This window comes from Labrys neptuniae, from assembly GCF_040797145.1.
Lineage (GTDB): Bacteria > Pseudomonadota > Alphaproteobacteria > Rhizobiales > Labraceae > Labrys > Labrys neptuniae.
This window is the reverse complement of the sequence record NZ_JBFNQD010000025.1, coordinates 23217-38668: the sequence shown is the minus strand read 5'-3', so window position 1 is coordinate 38668 and position 15452 is coordinate 23217. Positions and strand designations below refer to the sequence as shown.

Below are 15452 nucleotides of genomic sequence, written 5' to 3'. Positions count from 1 at the left end.
GGAGAATGTGCCGTCGGCTCGATCCAAGGCTATCGAGCCGCTTCTGAGGACCGATGCCGCCGGCAGGCTGGATGGAGGTGTGGCGAGACACCCCCATCCGATCGAATTCCGCATGACCCTGCCGGATCAGGCCATACGGCGTTATCCCCTGTAGCTCGCCTCGGCCAAACCGCTTCCTCTAGGCTTCGGCATAAGGCCCCCTGAGCCCGAGCTTTTCCGTAAGGGCCGTGTAGCGGTTGGTGTCCCGCACGAGAGCGGCGCCATAGCGCTGCAGCAGGGTGGCGCGACGGTCGGGATCGGTGGTCGACGACAGCGCTCCCCAGATCGCGGCAAGGGATTCCACCGCCTCGCGCGCCTGGCGCAGGACCGCTTCATCGGCGACGGCGCGGGCAAGCGTGCCACCTGTCACCGCACCGATACCATTGACGGTGCGAGCGCCGGCATTGCGGTAGCCTGGCGGCAGATCGCCCTTCAGATTGGTGACGACGCCGTATTGGATGACGTCGAAGATCTGGTCGACGGCCTGCCTGGCTCCCTCCACCCGCGAGGGATGGTCGGTGTCGGCGGCGGCATGCGGCAAGAGTTCGAGCTTGCCGGAATGCCGGCCTTCGAGCGCGCGATAGGGCACCATCGGGCCCGACAGCGTCCCGTCGGCGGCATTGCGGAAGAGATCGGCGTCGATGCAGGCATAGGAGACCTTGCCCTCGGCAAGCGCCGCATCGAGGGCCTCGGCGTCGACCACTTCGCCTCGATCATAGTTGATGAGCACGGCGCCATCGGCGAGGCGGTTGAGGATATCGCTGCCGATCAGCGACTGGTTGGCGAAGCGTCCGCTCTTGGCATCGATCGGGCCGAGGCCGGTATGCACGGTGAGGACATGAGCCCCCTCCGCCGCAGCTTCGGCGGTCGGAGCGTATTCGAAGCCTTCCGACTCGATCCAATCCTTGTGCCGCTCGCGGGCATGGATGGCCACCTGCATGCCAAAGGCGCTGGCGAGCTTGGCGAGCTCGCGGCCGATATTGCCATAGCCGATCACCGCGATGCGCCGCCCTTCCAGCTTTTCGGTCGGGAAGTCGCGCAAATGCTTGCCGGTATCGAACTCGCCGGCGACGACACGCCGGTGCAGTTCGTCGACCTTGAGGTCGGGCGCCACCTTGAGCAGGGCCTTGAAGGCCATCTGGGCCGTTGCCCGGCTGTTGAAGCTGGGCGTGTTCATCAGGGGCGCGTCGCCGCCAACACCGCTGCCGCCGCCCCAGGACACCGAGCCCATATTGCCGGTACCGGCGCCGATGCGCACGCCGCCGAGCGGAAACACCGAGTTCTTCGGCAGGAAGGTGGCCGCGGCAATCACCGCATCGTACTGCCCCTTGTCGGTCTGCGGCAGGATCTCTACCTCAGTGCTGAGATTGGGCTGGTAGAAGAAGTGGATACGTCCCTTCTGCAGCGCTCCGTCGTCCCGGATCGGGCCGAGATGGAAGACGCCGCCCTTCGCCTCGATATAGCGGCGGACTTCCTGGTGGTCAGGCTCTCCCTCACCGTCGAAGCGCATGCCGATAAGATCGGCCACCAATACCTTGTAGGCACGGTTGGGGTCGTCGCGCCTGGCGCGCTCGCCGCCGGCACCGGCGCTCACCGGGAAGGTCTCGCCGAGCTTGGCGAGTTCTTCTTCCAGCACCACGATCTTGGCACGCAGATAGGCGTATTCGAGGTTATCGAGCAGCGCATCGATATCTTCCACCGGCCGGATGCCGCCGATCCAGGCGCGATAGTCGCCCGGCGTGCCGGGGAAGGCGTTGACATAGCGGGCAACGTCGAGGCCGCGTTCATGCTCGCCATTGGGATGGGTGATGCCTTCATAGGCAAGAATCTGCTTGGAACGGGCGATGATGCGGGCGTGGATGGCGGGGTCGGTGATGTCGGCATCCCTGATGCGCAGCAGCGTCACCGCCGCGCCGCGCCGCTCGGGATCGGCGACGCCGAGTTCGAACAGGGGATGGTTGGCCACCCACTGGTTCACGGCGGCGCGGTTGCGCACCGAGCGCTTGTAGAGATCCTGAACCGAGCCAAGGCGCTTTTCCGAGCGCAGCAGGCCGAAGGTGGTCTCGGCAAAGGCGAGGGTGGAGTAGGTGTTGATCACGCCGCCCAGCATCTTGTCCTGCGCCGGGTCATAGATCGGCCCGACATTGACGGTCCTCTCGCCCGTGAGCGGACGCTTGGGGTCGACCGGCGCCACGATCTTGAGCTGGCGCGGGATCGCCCAGGACGGCGACTTCTGGTTCCTCTCGACGAGATCCAGCGCCTGCGGCGTGAAGGAGACGACGAAATAACCCGAGATACCGCCGATCGCCTTCTGGAACGGCATGAACAGGCAGCATTTGGCAATGACGTTCTTCACCGCCTCTTCGCCCCAGGGCATGGCGCCGAGCATGGAGGTGGCGTCGAGCACGGCATGGTGTTCGGCCGGATTGCGGTCGAGCCATTCGAGCAGATTGGCGATGTCCTGGGCCGTATAGGTGGTGGCGCCGGTGGTTTCATGGCCGACGCCGATGAAAAGCTTGACGCCCATCTTTTCGAGGGCGTCGGCGCTGGGAATGGCACCTTCCTCCTCGGCAAAGTGGATGCGGGACTCATCGCCATTGCGAGCATAGCGGTGCATCTCGATGAGCTGCGCGCCCCAGGACTGGCGGAAGAAGCCGCCCGCCTTGGCAGCTTCGGATTCCGGCCGGAGCGTGTCGACATAGACATGCTGGCCGGGATCGCTGGCGGTCACCAGGTGGAGGGCGCAGACCGTGAAACCGCTATGGCCGCCGCCGAGCCCCACCGCAATCTTGTTCGCCTTGGGGAACTCGAAATAGCGATGGATCTCCCGCATCATGTCGGTCAGGAACTTGTCGGCGGGATAGCCCCGATGCATGCTCCGCCCGACCTCGGCCGTGGTGAAGGGGCCGAGATCGGCACCCCGGTCGTCGAGCTTCCGATAGTTCTTTTCGAGCCAGCTATCGAATTCGAAGCGCAGGAGGCGGGCATCGACCTCGTCCAGCGTGCCGTCGGTGATCGGCCCAACGCCGAAGAAGGGATTGGAGGTGCGCGCCGGCGGCCCCGAACGCGTCAGTTCGAGAGTCTTGTCGCGTTGTGCCTTCAGCGTCTGGGCATTCGCCATCGGTCGGCGTCTCCTGTTCGAGTGGAAAAGGCTTCTTGGTGCCCGATAATAGCCGGCGCTCGCTGCCGTAAATATCGCGAGCCCGACTCAACATTCACCTTGCTGCGCATTTCAGAGCCGGAGACTGGCAGGCTGGCGATGCCGCATTGAGCGGCGCTGGTGCTGATCCGTGCGGGATTGCCGCTCCTCCGCGCCGCGAGTAGCAGAGCAGGGCACCCCCGTTCAGCCATGCGCGGCCGTCGATCGGATGGCGCCCGCGCCCGCTGCCCCGAAACCATTCATCCTGACAGCGAAGCCGTCGGCGGTGCCCAGGGAAGCTGAAGAACACTTTGCATGGGCGATGGTCTCAAGCATCCGGACACCGCCTCAAAAGCCAATCCCGAACAAAGCATTGACCGCCTAGATTGGCTCATCTAGCGTTCAAGATCACCTGTGAATGCAGTGCCGCTTGAAAGGCAAGTTTGCTGGCTAAGAGCAGGTTGCCCCATTCTCGTGTGATGGAGTCTTGCGCAATAATGACAAGCGATCGACCAATCCATATTGGGGTGCTGTTCTCGAAAACGGGTTGGACCGCGGCAACCGAGCGCAGCATGCTGTCCGCAACCAAATTCGCCATCGACGAGATCAATGAAACAGGGGGCATAAACGGACGAGAGCTCGTTCCGATCTATGGCGATCCCGAGGGAAAGCCGTCAGCATATCAGGATATGGCCCGAGAACTTTTGTCGGAAAGGAAGGCAAGCATCATCCTTGGATGCTACACTTCCAGCCAGCGCAAGGCTGTCTTGAGCGTCCTGGACAGAGAGCATGGATTGTTGTGCTATCCAGCGCAATATGAAGGTTTCGAATATTCAAGGAATATCGTTTATTTCGGCGCAGTTCCCAATCAGAATAGTTTCTTCTTGGGATCTTATCTTCTGGAGAACTTCACGCCGAGACTGTACATCGTCGGTTCGGATTATGTCTGGCCGCGTGAATCCGGGAGGATCATGGCGGATCTTATCAGCTCCCGCGACGGCGAGATCGTGGGCCAGCGCTACCTTCGAGAAGAAGCGTCATTCGAAGAGTTTGACGCCCTGATCAAGGACATGAAAAGCCGCAAACCGGATATCGTGTTCAACAATTTCGTCGGCAATTCGAATGTGAAATTCTACCAGGCCTATGCCGACAACGGCCTCGACGCCTACCAGATGCCGGTGGCAAGCTTGACGACCAGCGAAACCGACATCCGGGAAATCGGCATCGGTGCGGCATCTGGCCATATTACCGCTGCCACCTATTTCCAGTCGCAAACCAACGCGGCAAACAGATCGTGTCTCCAGCGGTATCAGGCCGCGCATGGCGAGCAGCCAAATGCGAACATGGGCTGGGAGGCCGCCTACACCCAGGCCCATGTGGTCGCGCAGGCGATGCGGCAGTGCGATTCCGACAACGTCAATCTCGTACGTGCGCAAATCCTCGGTTCGACCTTCGACGCGCCGCAGGGTGTGATCGCCATCGACCCGTTGAATTCCCACGCGCATGTCTGGCCCAAGATCGGAGTCGTGCGGGAGGATGGGCAGTTCGACATCGTTGCCGAGACCAGCCACGCCGTGCCGCCAGACCCCTATCGGGCTGCCTATTTCCTGGATGACGAGGACACGCCATTGCAGCCCCCCGACCTGCCGAAAACGCTTCGCGCCGACTCTTTCGGCACTCAGGAGTGATCCAGTGATGCCTGAGAGGCCCCACGTGCTTCGACAGGCAAGCCGCTCGCGACAAACGGATGCCGGTGAGAGGATCTGATCATGCGGGGTTCCCATTCCTCCAGTGGCAAGGACAGGGACCAGATGGTTTCGGTCAAGGACTTGCGATCCTTGCGTGTCCTGCTCGTCCAGCCGAAGAATAGCGAAGGCGCGGCTCTACGGTCTCATTTGATGCGGATCGGCTGTCATGTGGAAGAAATCTGGCCTCCGCCGAGCACTTTCGAGAACATCGATATCGTTTTCGCAATGTTCGACCAGATCATAGAACACAAGCTGACGTTTGAATGGCAGGCCGACGATCCCCCTGCGGTCCTGATCGGGGTCATCGATTATGAAAATCCCCTCGCGATCGACAGGCTGCTGCGAATTCGAGCGAATGCGGTCATCGGACTGCCGATCCGCCCCTTCGGCATTCTCACCAATCTCCTAGTGACCGTGAATAATTTCCGGCGCGAAAAGCGGCTTTGCGCCAACCTGCACCGCATGCAGGCCAAGCTCGAAACCTGCCGCACGATCGAACGCGCCAAGCTTGCGATGATGCTTACGAACAGCCGCTCTGAGCAGGAGGCCTATGGCATGCTGCGCCAGTTGGCGATGAAACGGCGAACCACGGTGGAGGTCGTTTCCGGGGAAATTCTGAACGCTCTCGACTGGTGCGACGAGGACATGCCGACATCCCCCTAGAGAAAAATGGCTTTTCTCCGAATCGTCATTTTTCCCAACTCTTTGTTTCGGCGCGTTTTCCTAATCGAAAAATCTATCGACTTTTCTGGAAAGCGCTCTGGGGAATGGTGCGCTCCCGACCTTCCACGGCGGATAAGGACGAGGCCAGTTCCGTTCTGACGATATCCACGGAAGATGCCGCCTTGGCGGCCCGAGCCGGGGCGGTCATGCAAGCCGGGCTGCACCGAAGGCGCAGCCCGCAATTGTGTTCTACGTCGCCGAACTGCGTCGAGAGCCGAGCATGACCGGCTCGCAGCGCCCGGCATAGGTTCTTGCCTCTGCCCGGGCTGCCAGCAAGAATTCGCGGCGGTCGGACGCGCATGCAAGGCAAATCGGCTCATGACGGAATGAAGGGTCGCGATCCATTTCATGGGCGATATAGGCCTGGGCACAATGACTGCAGCGGATCCTCGCAGTCCATGGATCGTCGACTTCACTTCTGGGGTCGTGCGGCCGCTCCACGATGAACCAGTTCGCGCGCGCGATCCCCAGAGACGCGGCATAGATGACGACGGCTATCGCCAAGGTGATTGGCGGTGCCCAGATGCCGCCAAAGCTGCCGCCGAAGACCAGGAGCAGGCAGCCGACCGCCGATGCGACCACCCAGGCTCCAAGTCCGCCCGGATTGACCAGCGGAACCCGGCCGGGACGAAACTCCAGCATGTCAGCCTTGATCCCGCGCAGGTAGCACCAGCCGACATGGGTCATGGCGACACCAACCCAGGCAACGATGATCACACCCTGGAACTGGAGCGTCTGCAGAAGGTAGCCGAAGACATTGGTGAGCATCACAAGGAAGATCACGACCGACATGATCGCCACCCACACGGTGCGGGGCAATGAGATCTTGAAGGCCCGCGCAAAGAAGTTCTGCATGTTGGTGGATGAAAGATAGAAGTTGATCGTGTTGATCCTGGTCTGGCTGACCCAGACCAGGAGCACGCCGAAGGGTCCCATCAGCGCCACGATGCCGATGATCGCAGACGTCTCCGACAGCGGCCCCACGATCGGAATGGTTTCGGCGATGAAGATCCCGACCGCACCGTTGATCAGCAAGGTGACGACATAGAAGGGAATGCCGAAGCTCGTATTGCCGTTGGCGACGGCGTCCTCCTTGCGGCCGAAGCGGGCCACGTCCCATGTCATCATCACCACGACCCACACGCCCATATAGACCGTGAAGGCGAACCACCAGCCGGGAACACCCATGTCGGCGCTCTTTGCTGGAAGATGAGTCAGCCAGTTGTTCGAGTATCCATGTGTAACGATCGCCCAGATGACGCAGGCGATTAGACCAAGGACGTAGAGAGGTAGCAAAACGCCGTTGATCCGATCCAGCCAGGTGCGGACGCCGCGCATGACCAGAGGGGCGCTGTAGCAGCAGACGATGAAATACCACAGGCTCATCGGTCCGCCGAAATAATCCTGAAGCGCGATCGCGACGATCGTGCCCTCGGCAATGGCGTAATAGGTGATCGTCACCCCGAACAGCAGCGCGGCGAAAGTCGCGCCGACCTGCCCGAAAACCGCTCGGGAAAACAGCGCCACATTGGTGCCGCTTCGTGCCGCAAAGCGGGCCGCGACATTGCACAGAACGCCGTAGACCACCGTTGATAAGGCAATGCCGATCAACGTATCGACCGTGCCGACCGACAATGCGACGGTACTGCCGACAACGACCCAGAACATGGCGCTCATCAGGCCGAACCAGGCCATCGCAAGCGAAAATCGCGAGCTTCGCCACGTCGGCGGCACGATATGCAAAGAGAAATCCTCGGCGGCCGCCTGGCGCAAGACTCCAGGTTCGTCCTGGTAGATGATGTCCGGTTTTGGAACGCTACTGGCTGTGTCCATGATGTCCCCTCTGTGGTCGCGGTCGTACCAATGTCAGCTGGGGAACCAGGGATCAGTGGCCGGTCCGCAGGATGTGAAATTCCAGCCGTCTCTTGTCGCGGCTGGCTGTTTCCCTACACGCGAGAACTACCTTCAACAGGTGCATGCGCGGACCTGCTCGCGCAGAACGCGAACCGGCGTGAGCCCGGAAGTCGGAGATATGCGCATTGCCCTGAACACGATGGCGTTGGCGTTCCCAGCCAACCCAGCGCGATTGCAGGCCGCCTCAAGGAGCGGCACTGACGCGGAGGCGGAGCGTTCTGATGCTCCGCCTCCCCTCCACGGTCGCCTTAGGCGGCGCGGGATCTTTGGGTCGCTTCCTTGCCGAGGACCGCCAGCGTCTTGCCCCAATAAGGCACGACCCTGCGCTTGAGCATCTGGCGAAACTGACTGGTCGTATTGGGCAGGAGGGTGCCGTCACCCCAATCGAGGATGACGCCATATTGCCGGATGCAATCCATCTCGTTGAGCTTTCCGGCGCGATAATCGGCAGCGATCGCCTCGGCATCCTCATCGAGCCAGCCCAGGCGAGCTGCAGCGATGTGCTGGCGTTCCCTCTCGGTTGCCTCGACATCGACCTCGTACTGGGCCAGGTCACGGTCGATCACCCTGATGACGACGCCATAGTCGATCCGTGCCCGCTCGAGGCTGACATATTCGTCGGCCACGTCCTCGCAAACGAGTTGAGGGTCGCGCAGCAAGGGGTCGCCGACGCCGCCGCCGCCGGCGGATGGCCGCGTGAACACGTCGTCCAGCTCGATCGGCAGGTTGGAGAAGATCGAGCCGAGATAGCGCTCCTTCTCCGTCCCCTTGTTGAGCCACACGCCGTGCGGGATGGAGGGCAGGCCGCCCCACATACCCCAGGTGACGGAGCGCTCGCGATCGCAGCAATAGGACACCACGATGCGCTCGCCTTCGAAGACGGATCCGCCCTTCTCGGCGCCAAGCCCGCCTCGGGACTCCCCGGGACCTGCCGAGTCCTGAACGAAATCATGGCATTTCGTCAGCACGGGAGCGAGGCGCTCCTGGCCCTCGAGAGGCTGGATGCCATATTGGGCGCCGAACACCGGAGCGGTGGCATTGAAACCATCTCTACCGTTGCGGCCGCCCCAACCGCCTGCCATCCAGTCATACCACATGAAATAGGGACGTCCCTTGATCCTGGTGTCGCGCCCGCCAACCAGCAGATATTCGAGATTGAAGGCGCAACCCATGGTCCGCTCGGGCAGGATCTCGGCCCAAAGGCCGAACACCGAGTTCATCAGCTTTTCGAACGGGCCGGAACAGAAGCCGGCGCAGGGGCTCGGCCAATCGGCGTTCACGACGGTTCCCGGTTCTCCCACATTCACGGTTACCGCCCGGTAAAGGCCGGAGTTCAGCGGCAGATCCGGGAACTGATATTTGGTTCCCGCCACGATACCCGCAAACGAGCCGCCATAGGCCGCATTCAGGAAGGTCGAGATCTGCGGATGCGATCCCGACAGATCGTAATGGGCGTGATTGCCGTCGATCGTGAACTTGATCTTGATCGGGATCAGCCCCTCTTCGAGCTTGGGGTCCTGATCGATATAGTCCTCGGCGTACCAGGTCCCATCGGGCAATTCGGCAAGGCGCGCCCGCATGAGTACTTCGACATAGTCCTGTACTTCCTGGAACGCGGTCTTGATCGTCTCGGCGCCATATTTGTCGCAAAGCCGGATGATCTCACGCTCGGCGACCGCGGTCGCCTCGGCCTGCGCCTGCATGTCACCGATGACGTCGCCGGGATTGCGCGTATTGGCGGCGATCATGCGGGCCACGTCTTCGAGCCAGACGCCCTTGCTCCAGACACGCACCGGCGTGATGCGCAGCCCTTCGCCCATGTGATCGAGCGCCGTGATGTTGAAGGATCCCGGTGCTGCGCCCCCCATGTCGGCCCAGTGGCCATTCGCCTGCGAATATCCGATCAGCTCGCCCTTGTAGAACATCGGGCGCAGGATCCGCGTGTCGTTGAAGTGACTGCCGCCGCGGAACGGGTCGTTGATGATGAAGACGTCGCCGGGGTGGATGTCGTCGCCGAACGCCTCGATCACCGCCTTGCAGGTATAGTGGAGCGTTCCCACATGCGCGGCGATGTCGCCCGTTCCCTGCATCACCAGGTTGCCCTGGGGATCGCTCAGCCCCGACGAGAAGTCGCGGCAATAGATCACGAACGAATAGCAGGTTCTCAACAGCTGTTCGGCCATCTGGTCGACGATGTTGACGAAGGCGTTGCGCAGAACCTCGAATGTGATCGGGTCGAGCGTGGTCTTGAACACCGTCTTCCGATCCTCGGGGAGCGGCGGATGCTGAATACCCTTGTCGGACAGTCCTGCATATTTGTTGGAGTTGCTCATGCTGTTCTTCCTCTCCATGTTCCTTTGCCAGGCACCGCTTATGCAGCGTCGAGCTTGATCTGGATGTTGAGCCACTCGTCGATATGGGCGACGCAGTCCGGCGGGATGACAGTGGTCGAGTCGAGCTGGTCGATAATGGCGGGTCCCTTGATCGTGACCCCGGCCGCCAGATGATCGCGGTCATAGAGGTTCGTGGTCATCGCCTCGAGCTGTCCGTGGAACCAGACCTCCCGCGTCCCCTTCGGTGTCGCCGTTGCATCCCTGTCAATCTTGACTTTCGGGAAGGACGGTTTGGGCGTGACGCCGATGGCGCGAACGGTCAGACGATAGATCTCGACCGGGAAGTCCTCACGCCGGAAGTTGTGCGCCTTCTCATATTCACTGTGGAAGATCGCAATCGCCTCTTTCATCGATTTGATCTGGCCGGAAACCGGCACCGCCAGCGAACGCCACTGGCCGCGATAGCGCATGTCGACAAGACGCTGGAACGTCATGTCCTTCTCCTCGACGCCGTCGGTCTCCAGTCGCTGGCGCCCTTCGGCTTCGATCTCCCTGAACGCCGCCTCGATGTCGGCAGGATCAGCCTCGACGGCATCCTTGAAGAACATCCGGGTCACGTCGTGCTGGACATCGACGAGCATGCAGCCGACCGCCGAGGTCACGCCGGGGTTCGGCGGCACGATCACCACCGGGATGTTGAGCTCGCGGGCAATGTCCACCCCGTGCAGCGGTCCCGCTCCTCCGAAAGCCACCAACGCGAAATCGCGAGGATCATGACCGCGGGCAATGGAGATCAGGCGAACCGCGTCGGCCATGTTGGCGTTGGCAACCCGGAGCGTTGCGAGCGAGGCATCGATCACATTGAGATCGAGCGCATCGGCGATCTTTTTCATTGCCCCGAGCGCGGCATCACGATCGAGCTTCATCGTGCCGCCGGCGAGTTCGGTACCAACGCGCCCCAGAATGATGTTCGCATCGGTATTGGTCGGTTCGGTGCCGCCAGCCTTGTAGCAGGCGGGCCCTGGCACGGAGCCGGCCGATTGCGGGCCGTTGCGCAGCGACCCCGCCTTGTCGAGCCAGGAGAGCGAGCCGCCGCCCGCACCAATGGTGAGCACCTCGACCGACGGGAAACAGATCGGATGGCCCCAATCGACCTCCCATTTGTCGGTCATGCGCAAATGGCCGTCCGCCGCCAGCGAAATGTCGGCCGATGTTCCGCCCATATCCAGACCGATCGCGTTCTTGTAGCCGCACAGGCCGGCAAAATGCCTGCTCGCAATCGCGCCCGCCGCGATGCCCGAGGCCGCGAGCCGCGCCGCATATTTTTCCGCTGTCGCCGGCGTAATCACGCCTCCGCCGGAATGCAGGAGCAGCACGTCGGCCTCATAGCCGGCTTCGCTGGTTCTGCGGTCGATATCGCGTGCATAGGGACGGATGATCGGCGCCAAGATCGTATTGGCGACCGTCGTCGAAAACCGGTCGTCCTCGAAGATCTCCGGGTGCGTTTCGTGCGACGTGGTGATTGCGACATCCGGCCCGAGCTCTTCGGCGAGAATTTCGGCCATTCGCAGTTCATGAGCGCCATTGACATAGGCGTTGATGAAGCACACCGCGACCGCGGTCACTTTCCGCTTGCGCAGGATGCGCGCGACTTCACGGGCCTCGGCCTCGTTGAAGGGCTCTATGACCTCGCCGCGATAGTTGATGCGTTCGGTGACGGCGAAACGATCGCGGCGGCGAACATAGGGCGGAGTGCCTTCCTTGTAGGCATCCCAGGGATCTTCTCGGGTACCGCGCCCGATTTCGAGAACATCGCGGAACCCCTTGGTCGTCACCATTGCCGCGGGCTTGAAATTACGGGTTATCAGCGCATTCGTGGCGATCGTCGTGCCGTGGGTAAACAGTTCCACGTCATGCCAATCGATCCGGGCCGCGGCAGCGCCATTCATCACGGCGTCAATCGGATTGGACGTGCTCGGGACTTTTGCAACGGTTTGGTTGCCGTTGGAGTCCAGAATGAAAACGTCGGTGAATGTTCCTCCAACGTCTATGGCAACTCGAACACGTGACCCATTAGACGCATAGCTGCTCAGTCTTCCGTCTATATTCATAGGCGGACTCCTCCAGATTTACGTTGGACAGTGTGATCCGGACAGCACAACACATGTCGTGCGGTACGATTATCTTTTATGTTTGGGGGGATGGTCACGCACAGTACCTACTGCGCGCCGCGCAACGTGCCGTGACCGCGTTCTCTGTTGAACGTAACTGGTAGCATACGCACAAAATACTGAATTCGCCAAACGTTTTTTTGGGGTCACTGGCTTGGACCCAGGAGTCCCTGCTTGCGCATAGGCGCGTGGCCGAAAGCGACAGTAAAACCGAGAGGACAACTCCCCGAACGTCGGCAACCGCCTTGCCTTGGGAGGCCCCCCAAAGCCTCGATGGCCCCTCAGATCGCAACCTCCCGGTCGCACCAGGGGCTCATCCTCGTGATTCAGTTCGGCCGGCTGAGGATTTATTACAAAGGCGAGGCACGCCCTCTGTCTTACGAGGCTCTCAGCAGGTACCCGAAGTCACCTTTGCGGGCGATGATATCCGCCAGGGAATAGCGATCGAGTGTCGCCAGGAACGATTGCAGTGCTTCGTCCAGCACGCTTGTGAGACCGCAGGCCGGCGCGATGATGCAGGCCCCGCAGCCGACCAGATCGAAATCGTCCTCTGTATGGCGGACGAGGGCTCCGACATTGATGTCAGCGGCTGGCTTGGCCAGGCGAATGCCACCATGCCGGCCCCGCACGCTTTCCAGATAGCCTGCATTCACCAGATCGTTGACGACCTTCATCAGATGGTTCTGCGAGATGGCATAGGCGCGCGCAATGTCGCCAATCGAGCATAGCGTGTCCGGCTTCCTGGCCAGATACAGCAGGACACGCATGGCGTAGTCGGTGTAGCGCGTCAGTCGCACCGATTTGCTCCAAAAAATATGCATCAATGTTGCATGTTTTATTTCGTCGGTATAGATGCATCCAGGATACATGTTTTTGAACCGATCAAACCCTGTCCCGAAAGCATCCAGATCACAGGAGATGTGATGTCACAGCCGCTCGGTGCGCAAACCATCGCGCTCGTCAAAGCCACCGTTCCCGCCCTCGAGGCCCATGGCCTCGATATCGTGCACGAAATGTATTCGCGCATGTTCAGGAACCCCGACATTCGAGACCTGTTCAATCAGTCCCACCATGGCGATGCGGGATCGCAGCCGCGCGCGCTGACCGGCGCCATCCTGGCCTATGCCAGCAATATCGACAATTTGAGCGCGCTGGTGCCTGCGGTCGAGCGAATCGCGCAAAAGCATGTCGGGCTCCAGATCCTGCCCGAGCACTATCCCCATGTCGCCGATGCCCTGCTGGGCGCGATCAAGGCCGTTTTGGGGGATGCCGCAACCGACGAAATCCTCGCCGCATGGGGAGAGGCCTACTGGTTCCTTGCCCATATCCTGATCGCCCGCGAGGAACGCATCTATGCCGAGCAGAAGGAAACCATCGGCGGCTGGAACGGCTGGCGCGATTTCCGCGTGGAGGATGTGGTGCGCGAAAGCAGCGTGATCAAATCATTCGTGCTGCGGCCGGTCGATGACAAGGGCGTCATGCCCCACAAGCCAGGGCAGTATCTCACCTTCTGGTTCGACATTCCCGGCCATCCGCCTATCAAGCGCAATTATTCCATTTCGGCTGCAGCGAATGGGCAGACCTATCGCATCTCGGTGAAGCGCGAGCCCCATGGTCTTGCATCGGGATGGCTCCACGACCACGCCGCCGCGGGAACGATCCTCAAGGTGGCGGCGCCGGCGGGCGAGTTCTTTCTTGCCGCCCGCCCCGAGCGCCCTGTGGTCCTCCTGTCCGGCGGCGTGGGCCTCACGCCGATGGTGGCGATGCTGGAGGCGTTGGTCGCCACCGGCAGCAGCGTTCCGGTCCACTACATCCATGGGACGCATAATCGCCAGACCCATGCGATGCGCGAGCATGTCCGCGCGCTGGCCTCTCGAGGCAAGGCGGTGCGCGTCACCGATTTTCACCAGACGCCGCTCGCCGATGAGACCGCCGGACGCGACTACGATCTCGCCGGCCTCATCACGGACGGCTGGCTGATTGCCAATACCCCGGCCAGCGAGGCGGACTACTATATCTGCGGGCCGAGGCCTTTTTTGCGGGCCGCGGTTTCGGCGCTGTCGCTCGCAGGCGTGCGATCCGACCGCATCCATTACGAGTTCTTCGGCCCGGCGGACGAATTGCTCGCGGCCTGAGCACTTCCCTTCGGATGCGGGGCTCTTCGGTCGAAATCGGCAAGGACTATCGACCGCCTCCATGGCGGCGGTCAGACCGGCATCGCCCAGCCCTGCATTCACTTCAGGCCGGTTCCAGCCGCCGGCCGCTCTTTCCGTCGAAAAGGTGCAGCACGTTCCCCTCGCCCTTCACCGAAATCAGGTCTCCCACCTTCACGGTGCTGTGACGCGGAAATTCGACGGTGATCATGCGTTCTCCACCCGCATCCAGGTAGCCAAAGGTCTGCCCGCCGAGACGTTCGACCATCGCCAATTCGCCGGTGAACCACGCCTGGGAGGCGTCGCAGGGCGAAAGGTCTTCCGCCCGGATACCCAGGACGATAGGGGTTCCGGCTACCGCCGACAGCCATGGCACGGCGATCCTGGCCCTGCCGATCGACAGTTCGCCGCCTCCGTTCAGTTTCACTTCCACGGTGTTCATGGTCGGACTGCCGATGAAGCGCGCGACGAACAGGCTTGCCGGACGGTGATAGAGGTCGAGCGGCGGGCCGACCTGTTCCATGCGGCCCGCATTCATCACGACGATACGGTCGGCCAGCGTCATCGCTTCGACCTGGTCATGCGTGACATAGACCGTGGTTGCCTGGATGCGCCGGTGCAGCTTGGCGATCTCGAGCCGCATCTCCACCCGCAAGCCGGCATCGAGATTGGACAGCGGTTCGTCGAACAGGAAAGCCTGAGGATCACGAACGATGGCCCGCCCCATGGCGACACGCTGACGTTGCCCGCCCGACAATTGCCCCGGCCGACGCTCCAGCAAGGGCGCCAGTTTCAGGGTTTCGGCGGCTTGCCTTACGCGCTGGTCGATCATTTGTGGATTCTGGTCGCGCATGCGCAGCCCAAACCCCATGTTCTCGGCCACCGTCATATGCGGATAGAGCGCGTAATCCTGGAACACCATGGCGATGTTGCGTTCAGCAGGCGTAAGCGCATTCACCACCCTATCCCCGATGCGCATCTCTCCACCCGTGATCTCTTCGAGCCCGGCGACCATGCGCAGCAAGGTGGATTTGCCGCAGCCCGACGGACCGACCAGCACCAGGAATTCGCCCTCGGCGATATCGAGGTCGACACCATGGATCACCATATGGGTGCCGTAGGACTTGCGAATATCCCTGAGGCCAATGCCCGCCATTGCGTTCTCCCCGATGCTGCCTGCGACAAGCGAGGCCTTTCCAGCCCTTGACCTGATTATCAATATCAATAATGAT

General features: G+C 61.6%; 9 protein-coding genes. 3 read left to right on the top strand and 6 right to left on the bottom strand.

Annotated elements, in window-relative coordinates; genetic code table 11:
- Positions 1-178: 178 nt before the first annotated feature.
- Positions 179-3160: an NAD(P)-dependent oxidoreductase gene (locus tag ABXS05_RS32640; RefSeq protein ID WP_367626773.1), complete on the bottom strand. Its 2982-nt coding sequence runs from the start codon at positions 3158-3160 to the stop codon at positions 179-181.
- Between the two features lie 515 nt (positions 3161-3675).
- Between ABXS05_RS32640 and ABXS05_RS32635 the strand changes: the two genes are divergently transcribed.
- Entirely contained in the window at positions 3676-4866 is a 1191-nt protein-coding gene (locus ABXS05_RS32635) for a transporter substrate-binding domain-containing protein (RefSeq protein WP_367626772.1), read from the top strand.
- Between the two features lie 123 nt (positions 4867-4989).
- A complete protein-coding gene (locus tag ABXS05_RS32630; protein ID WP_367626771.1) occupies positions 4990-5589 on the top strand; it encodes an ANTAR domain-containing response regulator in 600 nt (199 codons plus the stop codon).
- Positions 5590-5838: 249 nt separating this feature from the next.
- On the opposite strand, the gene ABXS05_RS32625 is transcribed toward ABXS05_RS32630, so the two are convergent.
- The 4 genes from ABXS05_RS32625 to ABXS05_RS32610 form a co-directional block, all read right to left on the bottom strand.
- Positions 5839-7482: a purine-cytosine permease family protein gene (locus ABXS05_RS32625; RefSeq protein WP_367626770.1), complete on the bottom strand. Its 1644-nt coding sequence runs from the start codon at positions 7480-7482 to the stop codon at positions 5839-5841.
- Between the two features lie 329 nt (positions 7483-7811).
- On the bottom strand, positions 7812-9896 hold the full coding sequence (locus tag ABXS05_RS32620) for a hydantoinase B/oxoprolinase family protein (protein WP_311943370.1): 2085 nt from the start codon (positions 9894-9896) through the stop codon (positions 7812-7814).
- Positions 9897-9934: 38 nt separating this feature from the next.
- Positions 9935-12007 (bottom strand): hydantoinase/oxoprolinase family protein, encoded by a 2073-nt coding sequence (locus ABXS05_RS32615; protein WP_367626769.1) that lies wholly within the window; start codon positions 12005-12007, stop codon positions 9935-9937.
- Positions 12008-12444: 437 nt separating this feature from the next.
- On the bottom strand, positions 12445-12864 hold the full coding sequence (locus ABXS05_RS32610; RefSeq protein ID WP_311943366.1) for an RrF2 family transcriptional regulator: 420 nt from the start codon (positions 12862-12864) through the stop codon (positions 12445-12447).
- A gap of 126 nt (positions 12865-12990) precedes the next feature.
- Between ABXS05_RS32610 and hmpA the strand changes: the two genes are divergently transcribed.
- On the top strand, positions 12991-14202 hold the full coding sequence (gene hmpA, locus ABXS05_RS32605) for an NO-inducible flavohemoprotein (protein WP_367626768.1): 1212 nt from the start codon (positions 12991-12993) through the stop codon (positions 14200-14202).
- Between the two features lie 103 nt (positions 14203-14305).
- On the opposite strand, the gene ABXS05_RS32600 is transcribed toward hmpA, so the two are convergent.
- Positions 14306-15376 carry an ABC transporter ATP-binding protein gene (locus tag ABXS05_RS32600; RefSeq protein ID WP_311943362.1) on the bottom strand — a complete coding sequence of 357 codons (1071 nt, stop codon included), beginning with the start codon at positions 15374-15376 and terminating at the stop codon, positions 14306-14308.
- Between the last annotated feature and the right edge of the window lie 76 nt (positions 15377-15452).

Coding starts and splice junctions, on each gene's coding strand:
- ABXS05_RS32640 (WP_367626773.1), bottom strand. CDS start 3,160: ATGGCGAATGCCCAGACGCTGAAGGCACAACGCGACAAGACTCTCGAA.
- ABXS05_RS32635 (WP_367626772.1), top strand. CDS start 3,676: ATGACAAGCGATCGACCAATCCATATTGGGGTGCTGTTCTCGAAAACG.
- ABXS05_RS32630 (WP_367626771.1), top strand. CDS start 4,990: ATGGTTTCGGTCAAGGACTTGCGATCCTTGCGTGTCCTGCTCGTCCAG.
- ABXS05_RS32625 (WP_367626770.1), bottom strand. CDS start 7,482: ATGGACACAGCCAGTAGCGTTCCAAAACCGGACATCATCTACCAGGAC.
- ABXS05_RS32620 (WP_311943370.1), bottom strand. CDS start 9,896: ATGAGCAACTCCAACAAATATGCAGGACTGTCCGACAAGGGTATTCAG.
- ABXS05_RS32615 (WP_367626769.1), bottom strand. CDS start 12,007: ATGAATATAGACGGAAGACTGAGCAGCTATGCGTCTAATGGGTCACGT.
- hmpA (WP_367626768.1), top strand. CDS start 12,991: ATGTCACAGCCGCTCGGTGCGCAAACCATCGCGCTCGTCAAAGCCACC.
- ABXS05_RS32600 (WP_311943362.1), bottom strand. CDS start 15,376: ATGGCGGGCATTGGCCTCAGGGATATTCGCAAGTCCTACGGCACCCAT.